The 22755-nt window shown below is 63.2% G+C and carries 24 protein-coding genes; 6 read left to right on the forward strand and 18 right to left on the reverse strand.

Going from position 1 to position 22755, the window contains the following annotated elements:
• Positions 1-6 precede the first annotated feature (6 nt).
• Positions 7-441 carry a hypothetical protein gene (locus ACXMDY_RS11100; protein WP_259702422.1) on the reverse strand — a complete coding sequence of 145 codons (435 nt, stop codon included), beginning with the start codon at positions 439-441 and terminating at the stop codon, positions 7-9.
• 54 nt (positions 442-495) lie between these two features.
• Complete coding sequence (locus tag ACXMDY_RS11105; RefSeq protein ID WP_259702421.1) at positions 496-1404, reverse strand: major capsid protein; 909 nt, start codon at positions 1402-1404, stop codon at positions 496-498.
• 258 nt (positions 1405-1662) lie between these two features.
• On the opposite strand from ACXMDY_RS11105, the gene ACXMDY_RS11110 reads away from it, so the two are divergent.
• The 4 genes from ACXMDY_RS11110 to ACXMDY_RS11125 all read left to right on the forward strand — a co-directional run bounded on the left by ACXMDY_RS11110 (position 1663) and on the right by ACXMDY_RS11125 (position 3397).
• The gene (locus ACXMDY_RS11110) at positions 1663-1848 is read left to right on the forward strand and encodes a hypothetical protein (RefSeq protein WP_259702420.1); all 186 of its coding nucleotides are present in this window, start codon (positions 1663-1665) and stop codon (positions 1846-1848) included.
• Between the two features lie 91 nt (positions 1849-1939).
• Positions 1940-2671 (forward strand): L,D-transpeptidase, encoded by a 732-nt coding sequence (locus tag ACXMDY_RS11115; protein WP_259702419.1) that lies wholly within the window; start codon positions 1940-1942, stop codon positions 2669-2671.
• Between the two features lie 3 nt (positions 2672-2674).
• A complete protein-coding gene (locus tag ACXMDY_RS11120) occupies positions 2675-3004 on the forward strand; it encodes a hypothetical protein (protein WP_259702418.1) in 330 nt (109 codons plus the stop codon).
• A gap of 174 nt (positions 3005-3178) precedes the next feature.
• Entirely contained in the window at positions 3179-3397 is a 219-nt protein-coding gene (locus ACXMDY_RS11125) for a hypothetical protein (RefSeq protein ID WP_259702417.1), read from the forward strand.
• A gap of 338 nt (positions 3398-3735) precedes the next feature.
• Here the strand turns inward: ACXMDY_RS11125 and ACXMDY_RS11130 are convergent, their stop codons facing one another.
• The 9 genes from ACXMDY_RS11130 to ACXMDY_RS11170 form a co-directional block, all read right to left on the reverse strand.
• Positions 3736-4614 (reverse strand): hypothetical protein, encoded by an 879-nt coding sequence (locus ACXMDY_RS11130; RefSeq protein WP_259702416.1) that lies wholly within the window; start codon positions 4612-4614, stop codon positions 3736-3738.
• Between the two features lie 74 nt (positions 4615-4688).
• On the reverse strand, positions 4689-5906 hold the full coding sequence (locus ACXMDY_RS11135) for a LysM peptidoglycan-binding domain-containing protein (protein WP_259702415.1): 1218 nt from the start codon (positions 5904-5906) through the stop codon (positions 4689-4691).
• Positions 5907-5909: 3 nt separating this feature from the next.
• Entirely contained in the window at positions 5910-6404 is a 495-nt protein-coding gene (locus ACXMDY_RS11140; protein ID WP_259702414.1) for a hypothetical protein, read from the reverse strand.
• A 16-nt stretch (positions 6405-6420) separates the two neighbouring features.
• Entirely contained in the window at positions 6421-6876 is a 456-nt protein-coding gene (locus tag ACXMDY_RS11145; protein WP_259702413.1) for a type II toxin-antitoxin system YhaV family toxin, read from the reverse strand.
• Positions 6873-7217, reverse strand: coding sequence for a hypothetical protein (locus ACXMDY_RS11150; RefSeq protein ID WP_259702412.1), 345 nt, complete (start codon positions 7215-7217; stop codon positions 6873-6875). The genes ACXMDY_RS11145 and ACXMDY_RS11150 overlap by 4 nt, the downstream gene beginning before the upstream one ends.
• An 83-nt stretch (positions 7218-7300) precedes the next feature.
• The gene (locus tag ACXMDY_RS11155) at positions 7301-8839 is read right to left on the reverse strand and encodes a DUF4055 domain-containing protein (RefSeq protein ID WP_259702411.1); all 1539 of its coding nucleotides are present in this window, start codon (positions 8837-8839) and stop codon (positions 7301-7303) included.
• Positions 8840-9392: 553 nt separating this feature from the next.
• Positions 9393-10214, reverse strand: coding sequence for a hypothetical protein (locus tag ACXMDY_RS11160; RefSeq protein WP_259702410.1), 822 nt, complete (start codon positions 10212-10214; stop codon positions 9393-9395).
• 6 nt (positions 10215-10220) lie between these two features.
• A complete protein-coding gene (locus ACXMDY_RS11165; protein WP_457767620.1) occupies positions 10221-11114 on the reverse strand; it encodes a hypothetical protein in 894 nt (297 codons plus the stop codon).
• 133 nt (positions 11115-11247) lie between these two features.
• Positions 11248-12450 (reverse strand): TRAFAC clade GTPase domain-containing protein, encoded by a 1203-nt coding sequence (locus ACXMDY_RS11170; RefSeq protein WP_259702408.1) that lies wholly within the window; start codon positions 12448-12450, stop codon positions 11248-11250.
• Between the two features lie 57 nt (positions 12451-12507).
• Here ACXMDY_RS11170 and ACXMDY_RS11175 point away from each other — a divergent pair, with 57 nt between their 5' ends.
• On the forward strand, positions 12508-13551 hold the full coding sequence (locus tag ACXMDY_RS11175) for a hypothetical protein (RefSeq protein WP_259702407.1): 1044 nt from the start codon (positions 12508-12510) through the stop codon (positions 13549-13551).
• A 430-nt stretch (positions 13552-13981) separates the two neighbouring features.
• Here the strand turns inward: ACXMDY_RS11175 and ACXMDY_RS11180 are convergent, their stop codons facing one another.
• The 7 genes from ACXMDY_RS11180 to ACXMDY_RS11210 form a co-directional block, all read right to left on the reverse strand.
• Positions 13982-14647, reverse strand: coding sequence for a sigma-70 family RNA polymerase sigma factor (locus ACXMDY_RS11180; RefSeq protein WP_259702406.1), 666 nt, complete (start codon positions 14645-14647; stop codon positions 13982-13984).
• Positions 14648-14661: 14 nt separating this feature from the next.
• Positions 14662-16308, reverse strand: coding sequence for a phage terminase large subunit family protein (locus tag ACXMDY_RS11185; RefSeq protein ID WP_457767621.1), 1647 nt, complete (start codon positions 16306-16308; stop codon positions 14662-14664).
• 8 nt (positions 16309-16316) lie between these two features.
• Positions 16317-16838 (reverse strand): hypothetical protein, encoded by a 522-nt coding sequence (locus ACXMDY_RS11190; protein ID WP_259702404.1) that lies wholly within the window; start codon positions 16836-16838, stop codon positions 16317-16319.
• 4 nt (positions 16839-16842) lie between these two features.
• A complete protein-coding gene (locus tag ACXMDY_RS11195) occupies positions 16843-17220 on the reverse strand; it encodes a hypothetical protein (RefSeq protein WP_259702403.1) in 378 nt (125 codons plus the stop codon).
• Between the two features lie 103 nt (positions 17221-17323).
• Entirely contained in the window at positions 17324-18013 is a 690-nt protein-coding gene (locus ACXMDY_RS11200) for a hypothetical protein (RefSeq protein ID WP_259702402.1), read from the reverse strand.
• A 287-nt stretch (positions 18014-18300) separates the two neighbouring features.
• Positions 18301-20958, reverse strand: coding sequence for a primase-helicase zinc-binding domain-containing protein (locus ACXMDY_RS11205; protein ID WP_259702401.1), 2658 nt, complete (start codon positions 20956-20958; stop codon positions 18301-18303).
• Positions 20959-20970: 12 nt separating this feature from the next.
• On the reverse strand, positions 20971-21165 hold the full coding sequence (locus tag ACXMDY_RS11210; protein ID WP_259702400.1) for a ribbon-helix-helix domain-containing protein: 195 nt from the start codon (positions 21163-21165) through the stop codon (positions 20971-20973).
• Between the two features lie 105 nt (positions 21166-21270).
• Here ACXMDY_RS11210 and ACXMDY_RS11215 point away from each other — a divergent pair, with 105 nt between their 5' ends.
• The gene (locus tag ACXMDY_RS11215; protein WP_259702399.1) at positions 21271-22704 is read left to right on the forward strand and encodes a DEAD/DEAH box helicase; all 1434 of its coding nucleotides are present in this window, start codon (positions 21271-21273) and stop codon (positions 22702-22704) included.
• Positions 22705-22755 lie beyond the last annotated feature (51 nt).

The following is a 22755-nucleotide window of genomic DNA, read 5'->3' on the forward strand; positions in this document are numbered from 1 at the left end:
TGCACCTCACAGTCCCTGGGACGCGGTGAGCGCCACCAGCATCCCGTCAGGGGAAGTGGGGGAGACGAGGGCGCGGGCCAGGCGGATGCAGGGCGGCTCGGCGCTGCCTGCATCGGCCGGGTTGGGCAGCAGGCCGTGGCCGGCGATCGTCGCCTCCACCTTCCCGCCAGCGGCGGGGATGGCGACGGCCGCGGCGGTGATCCAGGTGCCGGCGTTGCCGTCGGGGAGCAGTGGCGCCAGCTCCAGCGTCACCGTCACCGCCTCGCTGTGGCCTGGGTGGGAGGCCACCAGCACAAAGGAGGCGCTGGTCTCGAGGTCGGTGCCGAGGTTGATGATTTCGCCGCTGGATCGGATGTGCTCGTAACAGTCGGTGGCGGAGTGGTTGATCCAGCCGACGAGCACGGTCTGGGCATCCAGCAGCCGGGTGGCCTGGGTGGTCATGGGGTTTCTTGTTGCGGTGAGGTCGTTGATCAGGGCTTGCTGCGCTCCTGCTGGTCAGGGGGTGGCCAGCGGCATGGGGGCGACGTTGTACAGCCGCGCGGCGGCCTTGCGGTCACACACCGCAAAGCCCACGTACCAGTCGATGCGGGTACGGAACACCGGGGCGTCATGCACCTCCCCGAAGTCCCGCACCGCGATGCCATAACGGCCCTCGAAGGGGCCCTGCAGGCCGCAGACCGCCGCATCACCGAGCACGCAGCAGTACAGGGAGGTGGTGTCACCGGCCTCGTCGTAACCCAGCACCGGATGGCCCTCGGCGTCGTCCTCCACCAGCAGGAACTCCACCCCCTCGAAGTAGTGGCGCCCGTCGATCACCTCGTAGAGGTCACCGCCCGCCTGGCGGGAGGCGGTGCTCAGCTGGCGGCGGGCGGCCTTGCTGCCGATCAGCACCTTGTCGCCGCCGTAGCTCACCACGCTGTCGATCAACGCTTCGACGGCCAGCAGGTTGAGGGTGCCGCCGCCGTTGTCGATCGTCTGGACCTCCCCCGGCACCAGGCGCTTGCTCAGCCCGTTGAACGCCCGCGGATCAAAGGTGTCGTCGCCGTTGATGATCGCCGCCTCAAGCGTGAGGCGCATCGAGCGCACCTTCATCTCGGTCTGGGCGGCGCGGGCCTCGGGGCCCTGAAGATCCACGATCGAGCGGTCCACATCCAGATCGCCGCCGAAGAGGTGGACGAACTCGCTGTCGTTGTGGATCACGCCATAGCTCTGGCGGTAGCCCTCGTTCACCGCCCGGAACCCCACCCGGGGGAGCTTCACCTCGGCGGGAAAGGAGAGGGAGCCGCCGATCAGGTTGCGGAACGGCAGACGCCGCAGCAGCTCCCCTTCCGAGAAGGTCTTGAGCACGGCCAGGCGCTCAACCCGCTTCTCGTACTTGGCTGCCTCCAGCAGGGTGAGGCCCATGGTCACTCCCGGGGCCTGGCCCCAGACACGTCACCATCTGTTGCCAGGTCGTCAAGCAAGGCAGCGGTCGATCGCGGTACGGCAGCCATCCGCTCTCTCGAGGGCTTCGCTCCGGCCCTCTTCATGGTCGGGGAGCGCGTCAAGGGTTCCACGAGCCCGCCGTTGTGGATGCTGGCTCCGCTGCGCTCCGCATCTCCGTGGTGGACGGACCCTTGACCCGCCCCCCGCCGGCTGAAGGGTCCTACGCGAAGCCCTCCCATGGCCTCTCTCTCCCGCAAGATCCGTCTGCAGCAGTTGTCCTGGCAGTTGCTGGAGGATCTGGCGATCTGCGGCGAGCGCATTCCCCGCCTGGCCACTCTGGCGGCCGAGGTGCTGTTTGAGCAGCAGTGCCAGCGGCCAGCAGCACCGGCCGATCCGGAGCTGGAGGCGCTGCTGCCCTGGTGAGGCCGGCTCAGCCAGCGGGGCTCCCCAAGCCCCCAGGGGGCCGCTGGACTGCTGATCGCAGCTGGCAAGAGGGGTGGTGAGCCAAACCACCATGACCACCCCGATGACGGCCGAGCGGTTCGCGGACCGCTTCCGCTTCTACAAGGACCAGGAGCAGCAGCACCGCGGTGTTCTGCAGCTGCACCAGGCCATCGCGGATGGCCTGCCGGCGGAGGAGATCCTCGTCGAACAGGCCCCATGGGCGGTGACCTTCAGTTCGGCGTCGCCGGCACCCCCCGCCAGTTCCGGTGGTCTTGATCCGAGGGGTTCAGAGGAGGCCGGCCTGATCGGCCCCAAGATCAAGGCACCGGTCAAAGCCGGCGACTCCTACTTGCTGGTCAACGACCGCGACGAGGACCTGGAGGCGTTTGATCACACCGGCACGTTCCTGTGGAAGGTGCCGTGTCTGGCCCGGGGTCAGGGGGCTGACAACGACTGGAAACACACCAGCACCGACACCCCGCCGGGGCTCTACAAGCTCGGCCAGCTCTATCCCGACTACGAGCAAAACCCCAATCCGCCCTGCAGCGATACCGCCATGTCCTACGGCTGGTTCAGCTTCGACATGGAAGAACTGGAGGGGCAGGAGGTCAAGGTCGGCCGGGCCGGGATCATGCTCCACGGCGGCGGATCAGGTTGCGGCTGGCCCGGCGCCTGGGCGCCCACCCAACCACTGCTGCCGACACTCGGTTGCGTGCGGCTCCACAACATCGACCTGCGGGATAAGGTGCTGCCGCTTTACCGCCAGGGCAGCGTCTACGTCGGCGTCTTCCAGGAGCCGTAGGCCGTGGCCGGCCAAGCGGAACCGGAGCGGCAAGCCGAGCGGCCTGGTGATCACCCGCACGCGCAAGGCGATGGCGGCAGGTCCAGCAGCGGCGGCAGCGGCTTCAACCGCGAGCGCTTCCTGCTACGGCTGGTGGCCGTGATCCTGATCGCGGAGGTGCTGCTCTTCACCCTCGCGTCTACCGCCTGCATCGCCCTCGCCCAGAGGCGGCCGCTGCCGGAGAAGAGCCTCTGCCACCGGGCCGACAGCAGCCTCGAGGCGGCCTTCGCGGTGGCGCTCAACACCTTGCTCGCCCTACTAGGCGGCAAGGCCATCGGTGACAGCGCCAGGTAGCGGGGTTTGTATGAGGCCGCCCGCGATGAACAGCGAACGGGACCGGCGCAGGGGGCCTGGTGAGGTGCTGCTGGCGGGACCGGCGCGAAACACCGTCCTCAGTCTTCCCCCCGTGCTCGGGCTAGCCCTGCGCGCGCGGGGAGCTGGGCCTGTGTTCTCCGCACCCAGCCAGCCATGGCAGCACCCCAAGGCCCCATCTGCGAACTCCGCCTGCTCGTGGTTCACCGCTATGAGCCCGGCATCCAGAAGCTCGGCTCCACGCCTCTCGCCATCGAGCACCTTGGCCGCCGCGGCAAGCCGGTCAAGAAGATGCGGCTGATCCCCGCGGAGAAAGCCTTCGCCTTTGCCCGCAAGCTGCAGGGCACACCCGGCTGCACCGTCTCGGTCTGCTGAGCCCGTGGGCTCTGGCCCGGCCCTGCCTGGGGCCGGGCCTTCCTTGACATCTCAGAGCCAAAACCGGTAACGACTCCGCTGCCGGCGGGCCCTGGCCTTCGATGGCGCACTGCCGAACTGAGGACTGCTGCCGTCCCGGCGCCGACGCACCCACGCGCCCTTGCGGATGAGGTGGGAGTCGGCAGCATTGGCTCTGCGGGCAGCCGTGATGGAGCCGTAGCCGCGCTTCTGTCTGGCCGAAGCCCGGCGTCTGGCCTGACTGGCGCTGGCGGCCGGCACCACGGTCGCAGTGGAACGATTCCGCCAGAACACCAGATACCAGGCCATCGCACTCGGCCTCAGCTGCGCGCCGGCACCCGCGGCGTGGTGGAGCGCATCGCCTCCATGTACAGCTCCCGGGTGCTCATGCTCTGCAGATTCACTGGAACGCCGGTGCTGTCGTAGCCGCCCTCAGCCGTGGACTGGTAGAGCCCGCTGCGCTGCTGGAACAGGAAGCTGTACACCGGGTGGCGGCGCAGCTCCTCCACGTAGTCGGTTGCTGAGAGCGCCACACCGTCGAGCGCATAGGGCTGGCCGGCGCCATCGATCGGCTCCAGCCGTTCCCTGCCCTCGCTATGGCTGAGGCGGAACTGGCCGCCGCAGAGCTTGCAGAAAGTGTCAAAGAAGGTGCTGCGTTCATCGCCGCCCACCCGGCCCTCGGCGTCGACGAACAGGCGTTCAAGCAGCCGTTCCTTGCGCAGGCTGAGCGACTGCTCGCGAGCGTCATCCCGCTCCTTCTCCACTGCCTGCACGCGGCGGCGGTTGGCGTTGTTCAGCTCCTGCTCGCGCAGGTTCCACTGGCGTTCCTGCTCCTCCCGCTTGCGCTCGCCCTCCTGCAGGCGGGCGTACTCGTCGGGATTGATCTCTGAGAAGCGGGCCAGCTGGGCACGGGCCTTGCGTAGCTCCTTCTCAAGCTGGTTGCTGCGGCGGCGTTCGGCGCGCAGGGGATCAGGACCATTAGGAGGAGCACTGCCAGCGGGAAGGTCGTCGCCGTCGCTGGCCGGATCGAGCTCATCGCTCTCCGGCGGAGCATCGTCCAGGTCGTTGTCTTCAAGCGGAGCAAGGTCAGGCTCGCTGGTCGGTGGAGCAGCGGCTGGGGCCTGGTTGGGTTGCTGCTGGAGCTGGGGCTGGAAGGCGCCAGTGTCGGCGCCGAAGCGTTGGAGAAAGGAAGAGGGCATCACCCATCACGGCTGTGGTGCTGCAGGCGCCCCGTCCGGGCTGCACCTGCACCTGCTGTTGCCAGCTCGTGCGATCAGGCCTCCGGCACTGGCGGCGGGGTGGACTGATCCCAGGCATCACTCACCACACTTGCCCGCCTGCGGGGGATCACGATCCACTCGCCCGCCGGCAGCTCCGTCGAGGGCAGATACGCCGGGGCCAGCAGCGGCTGGCCCAGCTGCAGCGGCGCCGATGGCCGCACGGCCAGCACCAGCAGTTCCGCGGCGATCGGCAGCGGGTCGTAGCGGGGCCAGCGGGCGTAGTCCGGATTGAGATCTCGCAACGCGGTGACGGTCATCTCAAAGGCCGCCGCCACGCTGGTGAGTGTGTCGTCAGTGGCGGTGACGAAGGGCTCGGCCTGCTGCAGCTCTGGGTTGAGGCGCCGCAGCGTCTCGATCGTGGTGCCATGGCGGCCCGCCAGCACCGTGAGCGAATCGCCCTCGGCGGTGGTGATCGTCTGGGTGCTCTCCAGGTGCGGGTTGAGCTTGCGCAAGGTCTGAACAGTGGTGCCGTAGCGCTCCGCCAGCAGGGTGAGGGTGTCGCCGGCGCGCAGCACCAGCACGCTGTGGGGCTTGAGCACCAGCTCGATCGCCTCACCGAGCAGCGGCTGGGTGAGCAGCCCGATGCCGCCGCTGCCGTAGCGCGCCCCGAAGTGCTGCACCAGGCAGCCTGCGAACTGGGCTCGCGGCTCATTGGGCAGCACACCGTCCGGCTGCAGCAGGGCCAGGTCCCCCAGCCAGATCACCCCTTCGCAAGGCGCCACCACTGTGCCGAGCAGGGCTGGATCCCAGGGCAGGGGCTGGCCGTCGCGGAAGCCAGGTGTGCCCCAGGCCTGCTCCGCCGCCAGCCAGTCAAAGGTGTTGCTGGTGGCCAGCGGCAGGACGGCGGCGCGGCAGAGGAAGCCGGAGTAGCGCACGTCGCCGGGGTCGGTGAGGGCTGTGTCGTCGTAGCCGCCCACCACCCGTTCAAAGCGCAGGAAGACATCGAGCACATGGCGGCGGATGGGGACCGGCTCCTTGCTCTCCGGCCGGTCCACTTCGAAGAGGCAGAGGCGTGCGTTGGCGTAGGGCTGCAACGCCAGCCAAAGGGGCTGCACCCCGAGGGGCATGGCCCCAAACGGTGCCGACGTGGGGGTGGCCGCCCGGCTGTCGATGGCCGGTGAAGCGGTGGGCAGCGCCACCAGCTGACCCCACAACGGAGCACCACGCAGGGGGTTGAGGCCGTGGTTCAGCGGCGAGAGGGGTTCGCTCATGCCTCAGCTGCGCACCAGAGTTCCCCGGAACGGGTCCGGGTCCGTCAGCCGCCAGTTGGCCAGCCGCGGCAGCAGCAGCACCAGCTGCTGGATGTGAGCGCTCCGCTGGCGGGTCAGCACCAGCGCGGCCGAGGGACCCTCGGCAGACCACTCGGTGTCGGTCTCCTCCAGCAGCAGCTCGGTGGCGTACTCGACCACATCGAGCTTGCTCAGCGGCAACGGGTTGGGCACCACCCCGCCGGACACGCCCTTGCGGCGTCGGCGGATTGGCGCGTTCAGCTCCGCTGGCGTCAAGGCCGCCAGCTGCTGGTTGAGTGCCGCGATGGCCTCGAGGTGCCCCTGGGCCGTGCACACCCCCGTGGGGTAGTGGATCTCCAGGCCCGCCATCTCACGATGCAATGCCGAGAGGGCGACAGCGGTGACGGGGATCGAGAGGGCGATGCGCAGGGCCTCGGCGTCATCCGGACGCCAGCTGCACGTGGTGGAGGACTGGTGCATGCCCTCCCTTGCCAGCTCAGCCAGCGTCGAGCTCGCGCTGAAGGCTCTCCCAGTCCTGGGGAAGATCGCCTCGGCTCACCATCTGCGAGAAAACGGCATAGCAGTCGTTGCGGTCTCCCTCCTTACGGGGGAAGCCCAGCCAGAGAATCAGCAGCAGGCGCCGGCCGTCTGCCTCAAAAGGCCGGAAGAACAGGCGGTAGCGATCAGGGAGCCCGAGGCCCTTGAGTCGGCCGTAACGCCGCAGCGGTCCACTGAGGGCAAAGCGGCTGGCATAGGGATCGGCAGCAATCCGCTCCTTGATGCCCTCCATCACCGCCGCCAGCAGTTTCACCTGGGGATGCTGCACAAAGGCCTGGTGATCGAGCTGCTGCTTGAGTCGCCTGGCCTCAGCCTTGAGCTCGGCGTATTGGCGTGCAAACAGGCGCGGCTGGAAGGCAATCTCCCAGCCATGACGCACCAACGCTGGGCTCATTCCGCCGCTGCATCCACCACATCGACCACGACCCCGGCGAGCAGTTCGTCGTCGTCGGCTGCCATCGCCTCGGTGTAAAGCAGCGGACCGCCGTCGGCCGTGAGGGCCTGTCGACTGAGGAAGTCAAGGAAGAGTCCCAGCATCAGGCTCTCTTCTTCCGCATCGGCCTCCAGCGGCTGAACGGGCTCAAGGCGGAGCAGCAGGGTGTTGTCACTGAGCACCTCCACCTGGCCTGCGGCGCCAGCGAACTGGGGATGATCGCGGTAGAAGGCGACAGGCAACCGCAGGCCCGAGGAGTTACCGATCTGGGCCGGCGTGACGCGGTAGGGGGTGGTGGTCATGGCCGGCAGCCCGCCCCAGGCGGACTTACGTTGCGTTAGTCCAAACCCTAGGGCTGATCGCTTGACCTGTCCATCGCGGCCAGTCAAGGGGGCTCAAGCCCCAGCTGGCTGCGCAGCTCGGCCGACTCCACCAGGCCGCGTTCATACAGCTGCAACCATTCGCCCACCGTGGGCACCGGCTTCTGCGGCGGTGCCAGTGGGGTCACTTCCAGGCAGGCGCCGGCCCCGTCGCACAGCCGCTCTGCGGTGATCGAGGTCCATTGCCGTAGCAGCGAGGAGCACAGCGACACCTTCTGCCCGGCCAGGGACTGCAGCACAGCAGAACCCTGACCGGCCGCCAGCGACACCTCCAGCTCCGTGCGGGCAGGGCCCCCGGCCAGGGCAGGGCTGAGGGCATCGCGGCGCATCGCCTCCTCCAGCTGCTGCAGGTAGGCGCGGTGCTCGGCGAGCGAGCGGGCCTCGATCTCCACCCACCGGAACGAGGCCCCTTCCGGCAGGTCCATGAAGGAGGAGCTGGAGAGCACCAGCCGCTGCGGCCGTTGGGGGGAAGCCCCGGAGCCATCGGCGCCGTCGCCTTTGCGAAAGCCATAGGGGTCCACCAGCCCGGTGCGCACACCCACCGGCAGGGCCGTGCGGGAGAGCAGGTCCTCGTACTCGCTGCGGCAGCGGTAGTGGTTGAGATACTGGTGTGCCAGGCCCAGGTGCGGCAGGTCGCCTTCCCCGAAGGCCGCGCCATCGGCGCTGTACCAAAGGGCCGGAAGGTCAAAACGCTGCGGGATGCGTTCCACCGGGCCAGCAGAGCTGACGCTGTAGCCGTTGGGCTCAGCCGGGTTGGGCTCCGCCAGCCAGCTCTGCAGCACCAGGCCGTCATCGCTAACGGAAAGGCTGCGGTAGGTCCAGGCCTGCAGGTCCGCCGCCAGCCCGCCATGGGCATCGAGCACCACTGTGGGCACCAAGGCGTTGCCGCTGGCGTAGCGGGGCGGCAGAGCCGTGTGGCGCGGCTCCCTCCAGACGATCGATAGCGGGCCTGAGGCTGGCACAGTTGAGCAAGCACCCTCAGTGGGCAGGCGCCAATTGAGCAGGTCTCCCCGTGGCACCAGCTGCAGGCGCGGCAGCGACAGCCGATCACCGCGGGCGATGGCCTCCAGCCGGTCACCCTCTGAGGGCCAGCGGTGCTGGGGCGGCAGCAGCAGGATCAGGCAGCCGCCATCCCGCAGGGCCAGCAGATCCGCCAGGAAAAGGAAGAGGCCCAGATCCGTGCCCTGGCCGTCCACATCGGTGAGTACCCGACTGAGCGAATCCGGCAGCTCCTGCCACTGCAATCGCGAGAGCATCCCGGCGTAAGTGCGCAGGGCATCGCGGAAGAAGCCCGTGGGCCGAGCCGCCTCCAGCCTTTGGCGGAAGCAGGTTTCCGGCTCCTCCACACCCCGGGACAGATACACGGGGCGGCGGCTGGTGCCATCGGGGAGCTCCAGCAGGCTCCAGCAGTCGAACACCAGCTGCAGGCGATCCCGCAGGCCGCTCAGCGTGGGGTGCTCCAGCCAGGGGGGCTGGTCAGGGGTTGGCGCCAGGGGAGTTGCCTCGACTGAGGTCCAGCGGTGGTTGCTGCGGTGTATTGGCACGAGTCACTGCGGCAGTGCCAGCTATTACCAGGTCGAGTATGTGGCCGGGACTGGAGGGCATGGAACAACTGTGTTGACGCATACTTCAGGACTTCAGGCAGGCGGCACTGGATCAGGGCGAAGGGATCGTGCGTAATTCACACATAGCAAAGCCTCACAGCAACTCGTTCTACTGATTTGCCCGCGCAGCACGCATCTAGGTGTATCCGCAGCCCCCAAACCTACACCACCAACATCAATGAACTGGGAATGGCCAGGCGTCCTCAGAATAAGAGCATGGAGAGCAACAGTTGCAGATACGACCCATCCTTTCGAGAATTATTTCTACGACAGACAGAGCAGGGAAACTCGAGTGAGGGAGACCATCTCAGGCCAACTATTTTATTGCTTGTACAGTCATTAAGCCATGACCCAGGCTGCTGAGAATGACCGTATCAGAGGCAGGCTTCCTCGGCGCCCTGGCATCAGATGTGTAGACAAGTGGACAGAAAGGCAGTTGAATAAGTTCGCGGATTCATCAGCCACCCGCTCTACTTCGCCAGGATCCTCATTCTCAAAAGGCATTATTCATTAGGCTTGAGCGCTCTTCTAGAATAGCTGCGTAGGCTTCCTGATAACCAATAGAATAAAAGAATCTCTCCGCCTGGTCCAAGCAGGCCACTGCTTCACCTAAATCACCCATTTCAAGAAGTGAGCGACACTTAATTATATAAGGATATTGGCTGGGACAGCGATTCGCAATAGCGATTTCAGACCATTTGCCAGCATCGGCTTTGCGCTGAGGCCGTAACCAATAAGCAATACAGATCCACTCCAAAAATCTATGATCGAATGGTGGACTTGCATCAGAGGAGTCGGCAACAATCTCGGCAAGCTCGAATTCCTTGTCCAAGAGCGCACACTCCAGGCATGTCGCAGAAAATAGTTGGAAATTCCTTTCACGAATATCTTCGCTATATTCGGAAAATAAATTAGATATGAATTCAAAGCTATCTGCGTACCATTTGAGGGATAAGCGTGTTCCAATGCTTACAGACAAGGCTCGATAGAAGGTGTCAAGCTCATCAAATGTTAGCGCAGTAAGTGATGTAAACTCTTTAAGTGCATACTCAGGGAGGCCTGCCGAAAGCAGTAATCTGCAGTTCCTGAAACGGATGTCATTAACTAGAGAAAAATTGATTGAAACTCGATTTAAAACGTCAGAATCTGCATTCTCAATTTCATTTTCAGCAACTCCCTTCCTAATTGGAATAGCAAGTGAACTAATAATGCTATCTTGGGCTTGTAGCAAAACATAAGTTGCCTGTCGAACTAGTTCGTCATTACTTAACGCCTGCGAACCACTCATTGAATGATCGCCCTCAAGTTCAGCCATATCTATTTACGAATCCAACATTCCAAGAAGAATATCTTTGAAAGTGTCAGAGATTTGTTCAAAACGATACTCAATTGCCTGCAAAGGAGATTCCCCATCCAACGATTCCGCCAATAGATCCAAATGTCGATTCAAGAGGGCGACTTTATTGCTATCCTTGATTCCCTGGCCAGGATATTGCCAAAAACCTTTATCAACATTAGTTATAGGTACAAAATTCCAAGGAGTGATGATGCTCCATGCATCTGCCAAGCATTTATAAACTCCCCTCCACTCCTTCCCCACATTTTGGCTGGTGAGCAAGTCCCTTTTCCGGCTTGCAACGGCAAGAAAATTCTTAAACACCTTGGATTCTTGGCTACGAGAATACTTACACAGTAGATCCAGAACTCTAAGAGATTTTCTTGATAAAAAAACTAGATCGTCAAGCCACTGAGAGCGTCCAGCGTTGGATTCAAATCTTTGTTGTTGATGAGGTAGGTCGCGTTTGATTTCAGTTGCTTGCGCCTGGATGCGGGTATGGCGAACTCCAGTCTGCTCAGCTCTCGTCGATAGAGAATTCCCAGACTGGTTTAAATCCTTCCATAAAGTCAAATCACCGTTGATTCCAAGACCATGAAGTTCAAATAGTTGTGGCTGGTAGTTCTCATCGTTTTGGTAGTCTAGAACCAGTGGCAGCAACAAACGCTTTACGTCCGCCAACTTGAAAAGTACAACTGCACAATCGCTGTCAAGCTCTTGTACGACGCCAACACCAAGATTGATAGGACGGCCAATCTGTTCAACGTATGGTATGCCTACTAGGCCAAAAGAGTCAATTCGGCCACACCATAACTGAAGATGCACATTTGGACCTACTAATTTTGTCGAATGCTTAATCTCTTTGTCCACATAGTCCAACGGAAAGAAGCTTTTCATCCGCGTCTTTAGCCCAACTTCAGGTGCTCCAAGAGAGCCAGGCAGGTCTGTGATCAATCCGTAGTCAGACCATTTACTTCTTGTGATAACAACTAGGTAACACTGAGTCATCGAGCTAGCTGGGAAGATCTCGAATAGATACCAAGCATTCAGGATTCAAGGCCTCAAAAGTATGCATGCCCTTGAGAAACATGTCACAGCAGTACTGCTGGGCCCGAAGCTCATCGGCAATTTCTCCCTGTTGCTTCAGGATCTCTTGAAGGCTGGTCTCATGATTCCTTACAAGTTCGATATGCTGTCGTTGAGCGTCTCCTCCAATACCTTCTCCAAACCATTTAAAGAGGCCACCTGCAAATGGCAATTGAGAAAGGCCATCGAACGCCTTCTTCATGCCAACGCGAATTCCTCCTTCAAGATCAAGCTCTGGGCGCTTGCCTAGCCTGACCTCAGCTTCTCTTGCACGTTTCAACTCCTCTTGCTCAGCATAGATCTGCTGTTCAATATAGAGGGGGATCAGCGATGTCAAAGGGCATTCGACATTGAAGGGCTCAGGAAAGACATCCTCACGCTTATGCATAATATCACTCTCTTCGTCATACCAGGCAAAGTTCTCTCCAACAGAACTTACTGGGTAAACGCGAATTGAGGCCTTGCGGTCTCCCTTCATCATGGCGTCTTCAACAAGTGGACGTGCAAACTCGCCTACTTCTCTAATTTTGGTAAATAGGAGTTGCTTGCAGTCCTGAAGGCTTAGGCCGGCGGACTGAAGAACATCCCATTTAGATATGACAAACTGAGTGGGTTTTGTTGCGTCCTGTAGCAGGGGAGGGATAACTGTGGAGCCAAACTGTACAGCCCATTTGACGCCAAGTCTTTTGCCCTGGTGTAACTGGAGGAGTCTAAGACCGTCGACTAGTACTAGATACCCGTCAGCGCTGCGAATCGCCTTCTGAACTTCTTGGTCAACATCTGCGTACCCCCCAAAGTTGCCCCCAGCATAATCAAGGTAATTGAATGTAAGAGCTTTGACAGTTTTGCCATCATTCTTCCTGACACGACAATCAAAGCTCCAGGATGAAACGTTCGCCGTTCCAGGAGGCCATTCAGTCTCAAAAGCAACTGTTTCGTATATCTTATTGAGAGTATTAATTTTGTCTTGTTGATCTGGCAGGGAAAGGTAAAAATCTAAATTCCCTCTGGCAGGCACATTTAGTTTTTTCCAAAGGGCGGCTAGATAGACAGTTTTCCCTGAGCCCGAAGGCCCGATCATTAGAATATTGAAATGGGTCTTAGCGTTCTCGCTATTGGATTGGCTCATTGCCAATTGCAATGGTATTGATTAACATAGAGAATAGCATGATTGATGGTGTGTGTCATGGCTGACCACGAATCTCTTCTGAAAGATTTTACTTCATATGATGCTTACGCTTCGGTATGTCGAAGGATTGGCATAGCGCCGTTGACATGGTTCGAATTCTGTCGCGCGAAGGAGAGCCGTCTCGCGTCAGCATATACTTCATCTGCTGGTATTCAATTTAATGCTGCAGCAATCGAAAGACTTATTCCTGATCCGTTAGATTTTGAGAGCTTATCACCCAGCCTTCGATCCAAATTTCATCTTGCAGGTACCCATGGTGCCTATAGAGACGAGGCCGAGGCTGCTCAAGTCTTTTATCAGGATACCCCGGAACCAATCATTAGATCTGGATCAGAAGTTCTTCTTGATTCCTTCCTAGACGGAAAGCACTATTCTCACATTTTGCCGCACTCAGCCGGGGGTAGCTACGACCCTATCAACATGATCTGGACGCCTGCTCGCGAGAACCTGATCCAAGGTGACACTCCCCTTGCAGAGCATCAAGCTGCCTTGTACGAAATGCGAAACAATCAAGAAGCAATTGCTCTATCGCGTGACATTGACCGCATTGACCTCTTGGCTGATGTCGGAACAATTGGGTCAGTTGTAGCTGCCTGTGCAGTCACTGGGAGTTTGAACGCAGTGTCTCAAAGGCTTGCTTACCTCTATGGCATGGGTGGTAGTCAAGCAATTAGTGCCTTACCCCAAATGACTGAACTAATTGCAGCGGATGTTACTTATGCTGCCGTCAATTCTTCTATTCGTGGAGCCTCTTCAGCTGGGCTCGCTGTGCTTACAGGGAATCCAGTTCTTGGTGCCGCAATCGGTTTTGTTGTGGTAGATGGCTTGAGTCTGCTTGGTAAAGTGCTAAATAACCAAGTCGAGCCTACTGATGCTGGCGAGTTTGCTGCTAAAGCGCTCGGATCAGGAGCTTTGGTGGCAACATGTATTGCATTGCCGCCGGTTGGCATCTCTCTTGCTGTTCTAAATGTACTCGGATCCTTCATGCGTGGCAGTGCTGCAGGCGCTGGGTGGATTCAGTCGGAAGCCAGATATAAATAGAGGTCATTCTCTTGGACGCATCCTTCTGGCGAGGTCCCAAGAATCATTAATGCTTGTTGATCCGGATTGTCTCAGGCTTGCTCTTGGATTTTCTGATGTAAATTAATAGCTTCTATCCGCTAGTCAGTTTCTTATTGTGGTGCATTAAGGATCTTGTCCCGAACGCGCCTCTTTTCTTCTTGTTGACGGGGCTACTCCTGGACACTGGGATCGATTAGTTTTGAGTTGTGCAGGTTCCATGTAGGTGCTCTATCTGCGAAGCAGGTTCGAAATGGGGATATGGGAAATTAGCCGCACTCTCAGCGTCTTTGATGCTTTTAAGGTCGTAGAAGGAGGTTGGCGTGGGTGGGGCCTGCAGTGGCCTCTGCGAGCGTAGAGCCTGGCGTCTATTGTTTTTTACGACTTAGTCATTTCGTTTTTCCACTTAAGATCAGTGCAACTCGGCCGGAAACGCAATGACTCGTGCCGAGCACGCTTCGACTATTTGTCGCCAGAGTGTGAGCTTGATCCCCAATCGCTCCGATAACTCCACCATTTCTACTCCTGAGCTCAGTAACCGCTGCCCGCGCGCATGCAGCTCCCGCCACGTCGGCGGCACCTTCAGAAGGAATCCGCTGTCCCGCAGGAAGTGCGTGATCTCCCCGTTGGCATAGGTGCGCCCATAGGGCCGGAAAGGGCCCCGTGAAGGGTCATACCGCCGCGCAGCCTTGATCAGGCCGATCATCGCGAGCTGCAGCAGGTCTTCCTTCAAGTGAATCGTGCGACGTGCAAAGTTGCCGGCGATCTTCTCCGCGAGGTCCATGTGCTCCAGTGCAAGGGCGTCGGCAGCGGCATGGGGCCGCACCGGTCGCTGGCGGCGAGGGCGCCTCGGGAGGTGCCGTGCCGCCGACTGATGAACAGGCCGGTGCCTCGGTGGCTGCAGCTCCATCTCCAGCTGTTCCGCTCGGGCATGGCAGCAGGGACGTCGGTAGCGCCGTTGACGCAGCATCTGCTCCACGCCGGCGCCATCACCCACGAGCACCACCGTGATCGGCAGCACCAACTGCACCGCCATACCTGGCGTCTCAGATGGGGCAAGCAGCAGTGCGGTGGACATGGCTCGGCTCTCCCTCAGCGGCTGATCAGTAGCGGTGTCGCCACCGGCTGAATGCCCTGGGCCCGCCAGTAGCGGCCCTCCAGCCAGAGGGCGCCGTGGCAGAAGGCATCCACCAGATCCTTGCTGCCCTTGGGGAAGCGGATTGCTTCCTCCACCAGCGGCTGGGCACGGTGGTGAAAGCGGATCTGACCGGCCTCCATCAACGGGGCGACGGCATGGGCTCGGGTTTCTTTGGATCCCCGGGCAGTGATCGGCAACATTCCCGGCACCCGCCGCCGCAGCGTCTGCAGCACCGCCGGACCATTAGCGGCGTCCTCGATCAGCACGGCGTTGGGGCGCAGGCCCTGCTGCTCCAGCGCCTCCAGGCAGCTCAGCAGGAAGCGGATCACCTCCGGCAGGCCAAAGCGATGCCGCGCCGCCCACAACACCTCGATCTCCAGGGCGGCTGCCGGGGGGAGGCCATCCGGTTCACCCGATCGGGGGTTGATGGGCCTGGATGGTGCTGCCAGCAGGCCGGCCAGGCAGAAGCCGCAGTAGTCGCTCTCCGCCTCCCCCTTGAAGGACAGGTCACACGACAGGGCCAACAGGGCGTACTGCCGCTGCCGGTCAACGGCCAGTCCTGTCCCTTCCCTGGGGAAAGGCGGTTTGATCCATTGGCGCAGGAAGATCGAGCCCATCGCCGGGCTGGGCCGCTGCTGGTACAGCGCTGCCCACCAGTAAGCACCGAGGCGGGCTCGGATTTTGAGCAGCTCGCTCAGCGGGAACCGCTCCGGGCAGAGGGCTTCCCCTGGTTGGCGCCAGTCGGAGATCAGGGTGCAGGTGGGCGGGACCTTGGGCCGCTCGGCGGAGTCTTCCGCGATGGCGGGAAGGTCCAGCACCGTCCAGTGCTGGGGGGCCTCACCCCGCTCCTGCTCCAGCAGCCAGGCCACCACGTCCTGGTGGTCCCAGCGGGTGAGCACGATCACCTGGGCCGAGAGGTTCGGGTGCTCCCGCCCGTCAGGGCCGAGAACGGCTGCAGGTTCGGCGCGGGTGAGCCAAACCGAGCGCAGCCACTCGATCAGCTTCTGCCGCATTGCAGGGCTGGCGGCATCGCCGGGGCCCTTGTAGGGGTCGTCAATGATCCCCAGGCTGTAGCCCTTCCCCGTGAACGGCCCATCCACACCGGCCGCAATGCAGCCGCCGCGCTGTCGGCTGAGCCAGTTGCCCACAGCCGCTGAGTCCCGGGCAAGTAGGTGGCCGGTCGCCCGGTAGAAGTGGCGCGCTTCCCGTGAGTGGGCGTAGGCCAGCTCCGCGGAGTACGAGGCGATCGCCGCGAACAGATGCGGGTAGCGCTGTAGGAAGTAGGCCGGGAACAGCTTCGAAACCAGAAGGCTCTTCCCCAGCCGGGGAGGACAGGTGACGATCAAGCGGTTCAGCTGGCCATCGGCCACCTGCTGCAACAGCTCAATGAGCACCTCGGCCCAGCGGTGGAAGCCGTAGCGGGGGTAGGCCTCGGCGATGAAGCTGCGCAGGCTCTGGGGTTCGGTGGGGATCGCGGCCGTGCTGGCCGGCAGGTGGAGCAGGCCCGCGTCACCCCAGGGGTCGATCTCCGGCAGCAGCAGTCCGCCCCCATCGCTGGCTGCGGGATGGAGCGCCTGCGCTGGAATGGTCGCTGCCGTCACCATCGCCATCATGTCCTTGGCTCCGGCGGCTTGATCGGCGCCCGCAGCAGCCCGCCGATCTCGGCGATCACTCGGAAGGCACCGACAGCTGCTGAAAACTGATCGGCATCCATCGCCCGACGGGCGCATTCGTTGAGCGCAAAGATCTGCTCGGCCTGATGGCGGCGGCGGTCGGTGATCAGTTCCTCAACCATGCGCATCCGCGCCAGGTCGAGGTAGCGATTGACCGTCTTGATGTTGCTCACCCCCCAGTTCTCGCCCGCATTTGCCCTGATCTGCAGCAGGGGAAGCCGCTGGGCGATCCATAACTGGGCTTCCGCGATGCGGCGCTCCACCTCCCCGGCCGTCGCCCTAGGGGTCTGGGCGTGATGGGGTGCCCGGCGGGGTGGGTTGGTCTGGCTGATCGGGCGGGTGGGATCCACCGCCACTGGTGCCCAGAGGCCATGGCCGTCGTCGTCCTGCTGCGCCGGTGCGGAGCGCAGCTCCTCCACCGGATCAGACGGGGCCGGTGCATGGGAACACTGGGACATCAGCTCAGAAGGGCAGCTGCTGTGACTTGGGCGCTCGGATGGTCCAGAAGGGCTTGCCGCGCATCTCCGCCGCGCTGCCCTGCTGGATCGCCGCATCGCGGGCGGCCTTGAGCTGCTGCTCGATCTGCCGTACCGCCGGCGGGAAGTCGTAGGTCAAGCGGCCGAGGCTGTGGCTGAACGCCCAGTCGTTATGGGAGAAGGACGGGTCCAGCTCACCGGTGGCCATCGCCTCGCTGAGGGCGTCGAGCAGCGGTTCGAGCTGCTGCTCCAGCTGCTTCTGCTGGGCCTTGATCGCTGTGATGGCATCGAGTAGGGCGTCGACATCAGCTGCGGCATCAGTGGCCGGCACCTGGGGAGCAGCAACGAGCAGAAGGTCCGCCATCAGGAAACAGAAGCGATGAGGCCGGACGTATCCGAGCCAGGCCAATCTAGCGGCTCATGATTGCTAGCCAATGCTCTCGCTTGCCTCGCGTGCGCCGGGGCTCTCAAAAGGGTCTGTGGGCGAGGCAGTAGCGGCTCCAGGCCGCGGCCCAGGCAGCCAGGCACTGCTCACGGCTGTAGAAGGTGCTGGTGAACGCCTCGCCGGGCTTGCTCCAGATCGTCTGGCCCAGCTCGTAGTGGTTCCCCTGCGCGCTCTCCAGCACCATGTAGCCCCCCAGCTGTGCGGCGGTGGAATAAGGCCGGCCGTGGGCTGAGAGGGTCTTGAGGTCGTAGAGCACCCGCACAGGGTGGCCCCGTCGCTCGCTCAGGGCCGGCGAGAGATACGCCCCATCAAAGGCGCCGGCAAGATTGCGGGTGAGGCAGCAGGTGAGCCGTTCGCTGGCGATCACTTGCACCTCATCCCAGAGCGGCAGCTGCAGCAGCGGCAGGATCCAGTCCCGGTAGGGGTGATGCCCGGGGAGCTCCTCCACTGCCAGCAGGGCATCGCCGGTGCTGTGGCCCACCAAGAAACGGGCCTGGCTGTAGTGCTCCAGGGCGGCATGCACCGTGGTGCCGCGAGGCTCCCAGACCGGCCGCTTGGCCTCGATCGCCCTGCGGGCCGTGGCGCTGAGGCCATGGGCCAGCACGCCGGTGATCGACACGGGAAACAGGTGATCACCAAGCCAGTAGAGGTGGGCCGCCTCATCCCTCCAGAGGCCGGGGATGGGTTCAAGCCAGGTGGTGGAGGTCAGCATGGCCGTTTCAGCTGTGACGCGGTGTGACGGTGGACGTAACGGCCGAGATGGTCGGCCTGCAGAGGCTTGTGGAGGTGCCTGTAACGATGTAACCCTTATTCAGATGTAGAGGCATTAGCAAGCAGCAGTACCAAGCGAAGAGGGCGTGCATTGGTCTCTAAATATCTAAAGGGCTCTACGTGCTCCCAAGAGCGTTACATCGTTATAGCGGCTCAGGTCGGTTGCGGGGCAGTGGATCTCGGCGTTACTTCTGATGTTATGTCTGGCCAATTTGTAACGGCTGCTCGTTACAGCACGCTCAGTGGAATGGCGACGGCACGGCTGACCATGCCGGCGCCACAGAAGCGCACCGGTCCAGCCCGTTGCGCGCCTCCCAGGCGCAGCAGCACCACGGGCCAGCTGTTCTGCCAGGCGGTGTCAGCGAGGAACTGCTCGATCGCCTTGGCGGTATTGCTCACCAGCAGGCGGTCCTGATCCACCCGCAGGCCGTGGCGGCCCAGGGTCTGGACCGCCAGACCTGGGCTCACATCGAGGCAGGTGCTGTGGCAGGCGGCCAGCTCCACCAGTTCGCCAATGGTGCGGGTGACGGGCTTGTCGTCGGTCTCCACCCGCACCTGGCGCTGCAGGATCGTCTGGATGCAGCGGGCTTCATCGGGGACTTCAGTGCTCTGGCTGTAGCTCTCCCAGTCGTGGCAGGAAATGCAGTGCTCGGCTTCCTCCTGGGTGGGCACTGCATCGCTGAGCAGCGACCAGGCACCGGCCATCAAGGTGCCGTACTGATCGCCGAGGCGCTGGGAGTCAAAGTGCCGGGCGGCAGCGGTGGAGAAGACGACCACGGACTCACGAATCACAGGGATTAGCGAGACGGTGCGGGCGATCAGCCGTTGGGCCAGCTCCGGGGTGATGTGGTGATCTAGATCACGATCCAGGGCCTGCCAGTGGGCTTCCCGCACCTCCTTGGCCATCTCGGTGGGGCTGCGAAGGGTCAACTGCGCGAAGCGGCTCTTGTCGGCGCCCTGCCTGAGGGCGGTGGCGATCGATGACATCAGGAACATTGAGCGCACCCGGTAGCGGCTCACATCACCGCTGGGGGAACCTTTGAGCATCTCGGCGCTGCTCTCGCTGCTGGCCACCCGCGCCAGCGAGAGGATCGCCTGCATCCGCTGCTGGTCGCCCTTCTCGTTGCTCTCCGCCTCATCGAAGACCACCGGCACGGCGTCAGAGCAGATCGTCTGCCTCAGGCCCGCCTCGGTGGTGGCGCCCACCACCACCAGGCTCAGATCACCAAGCAGCGGCGCCACGAAGCGATCGAGGATCTGGCTCTTGCCCGAACCGGCACCGGCGGTGAGCCAGATGTGGGGCCGCCAACGCAGGGCACCGCAGATGGGAGCCAGCACCACCCAACCGAGCAGCAGGGTGCCGGAGGCGGGCACCTCCCAGCGGAAGCGGTTGGCGATGCTCACGATCACGGCTGCTTCCTGCACGGTCAGAGGGTCGACGCCGCAGGGCCCCTCGAGGCGTTTGAGGCGCTGGTAGATGTGCCGCGAGCGGAACGGCTTGGTGATGGCCTGCTCGCCTTGAGATGTGATCAGGCGGTCGCCCAGGTGCAGCACGGTGCGGCCCTCGTCCCACCAGGCCCCTCGGCCGCGGATGCGCTCCACCGCAAAGATCCCCATCGCGGCGGAGCTCTTGTGCAGATCGCTGGCCGCTGCCGGCCAGTTCACACCGGTGCGGCTTGGGTAGAGGGTCTCCCAGTACTCCAGCGGCGCCAGCGCCACCAGGTGGGTGGCGGTGTGGGAGCCGCGGGGCAGGCGAATCACCTGGCCGGTGCTGCCCGGCTGATAGAAGTTCGCGTCGGCGTCGTAGCCGAGGCAGAGAAAAGGTGCCTGGTGCCGAGCGGCCGTTGGCCCAGGCGCTGGAGGTCCGCCATCGGCTTGACCGATGACATCAGCTTCGGGTTCAGCATCAGGGCCTACGCCAGCAGCCTCTGGTGGCATCCACGGCTTGGCTGCCTTGGCCAGCTGCCGGGCGGCTTGCCGTGGCGTCCAATCCGCATCGGCCAGGTCCCAGCCAGCCGGCAGGTCATCGGGCAGGGCAACGAGTTGGACCTGGCAACCCTGGGCCTGCAGCAGTGCGGCCAGGCTCTCCATCGCTGCCTGCCCAGCGGCATCTGCATCGGGCCAGAGGATCACCGACCGGCCGGCCAGCGGCGACCAGTCCGCCTTGGCGATGGCTTTTGCGCCGTTGGGCCAGGCGAGCACCACGTGCTCCGGCAACAAGCGGGCGGCCGCATCGGCGGTGCCCTCCCCTTCCACCACCAGCACCGGTGCCTCCAGGCGCTGCAGCAGATCCGGCAGGCCATAGAGCGGCCTGGGTGTCGGCCATTCGCAGGAAAAGGCATCGCGGCGGCTGGGGCGGTGCCAGTCCCCATCCAGCCAGACGCGATGCAGGAAGGCCTTGCCGCCGTTGCGCAGCTGGATCCGCTGGATCCAGAACAGCACCTCCCCAGCGCCGTTGCGGTAGGCCCACTGGGCAGTCGCGCCGCGATTCAACGCCGGCGGCAGGGCATCGCCGGGTGGCTTCTCGGGCATGCGCCAGGGCTTGCCGGTTCGCCTTGAACCCCTGCTAGCACTGGTGCCCTGGGCATCAGGCACCAGACCGAGGAAGGCCTCCACCTGCCTGGCAGCTTCCACAAAGCTCCAGCCCTGGCGGCGCATCAGCAGGTCCATGCCGGAGCCGGCGCCACCGCGTTGGTCCTTGCCGCCGCACTGGTTGCAGAACCAGGAGCCGCTGCTGTCCTTGTCATCGAAGCGGTAGCGGTCTGTGCCGCCGCAGAGCGGGCAGGGCTGATGGTGATTGCTGAGCTGCTTGCTGCTCAGCCCCGCCAAAGCACAGAGGAGTTCCGGCCAACGGCCGCGGGCGGCCTCGATGGCATCAGAGGCCATGGTCGCTTCCGCTCAGTTCCCCTGGGCAGGCGAACTGGGCACGGCGAACTCCTGCTGAGAGTTGGGCGCGTCGGCGCGGATCAGGGCATCGAGGGCCTGGCGCAGGGCCGCCGAGCGACTGATGGAGCCATGGCGCCGGCGCCTGTCCAGCCAGCGCAGTTGCTCATGGGTGATGGACACGCTCAGCGGCGGCGCGTAGAGGGACATGACGGCGTTGCTCGCTCACTACAGCCTAACTCGCAAAGCCTAGGCTTGTTAGCCTGGGTCAATGGCAGTGATCGACCAGCCATTATCCCGATCAGTCACAGCACCATGTCCCCCGTTGTCCTGCGCGACTACCAGCAGCGGCTGCTGGCCGACCTCCGCACCGCCCTCAAGACCCATCGGCGGGTCTGCGCCGTGATGCCCACCGGTGCGGGCAAGGGCCAGACGATCGGCGCGATTGTGCAGGGCGCTGCCGGCAAGGGCCGGCGGGTGCTGGTCCTTGCCCATCGGGCCGAGCTGATTGACCAGCTCACAGGCACTGTGCGGGCCTGGGGTCTGGAGCCCAATGTGATCGCTCCCGACCAGCGGAGGGCCGCCCAGCACAACGGCGAGAGCCGGGTGGCGGTCGGGTCGGTGCAGACCGTCGCACGGCGACTGGCGTTGTTGCCACCGCCGGATCTGATCATTCAGGACGAGGCCCACCATCTGGTGGCCGGCAACGTCTGGGGCCGGATCATCAACGCCTGGCCACAAGCCCACCTGATCGGCAAGACCGCCACCCCCGAAAGGCTCGACGGCAAGGGGCTCGGCGTGGAAGCTGGTGGCTTCTTTGAGGCCCTGGTGCTGGGCCCATCGGCAGCGTGGCTGGTGGCTCAGGGCTGGCTGGCCCGGCCGCGGGTCTTCTCCTGGCCCAGGGCGAAAAACAGCAAGCTGCGCCGCCGAATGGGCGAATTTGATCTGGAGCAAGCCGCCCAGGCCTTTGGGGATCGGGCCGCCATCGGCGATGCCGTCTCCCACTACCGGCGCCGGCTCCACCCGGGCACCGCCATCTGCTTTTGCTGCACCGTCGAGCACGCCGAGCAGATGGCCGGCGCCTTCCGCACCGCGGGAATTCGGGCCGCTGCCGTCAGCGGCAGCACCCCAGCCGAGGAACGCAGGCGCCTGATCGCCGGGCTGGCCACCGGCGAGGTGGAGGTGCTCACCAGCTGCATGATCATTTCCGAGGGGACCGACATCCCCTCGGTGGGCGGCGCGATCCTGATGCGCCCCACTGCCAGCCTGTCGCTCTACCTGCAAATGGTCGGGAGGGCCCTGCGGCCCGCACCGGGGAAGCAGGAGGCGGTGATCCTCGATCACGTCGGCAATGCCCATCGCCATGGCCTGCCCACCGATGAGCGGGAGTGGAACCTGGCCGGGCGCCGCCGGCGGGACGGCGTCTCGATTCCGATCAAAGACTGCCCGGTTTGCTTCTGCAGCTGTCCCAGTGCAGCGCAGATCTGCCCTGATTGCGGCCACCTATTCCTCACGGACGAGCGCGATGAGCAGCGGCGCGGACTTCAGCAGCTCGAGGGCGAGCTGGTCGAAATCATCGGTTCAGCCCACCACCGGCCCAGGCCCAACCAGCAGCAGCTGACCCGGCGCAGCCACCCGGCAGCTGGTTGCCGCACGTTTGAGCAGCTACTGCAGCGCGAGCAGGAGCGCGGCTACAAGCCCGGCTGGGCTAAGCACATCTGGGCGGCCCGCCAGCGCAGCAAGGCATGAGGTATTTACGAAGGGGGCAGCCCTGCCAATACACCCCAGGTATTTGGCAAT

Source organism: Cyanobium sp. ULC082 (assembly GCF_977927535.1).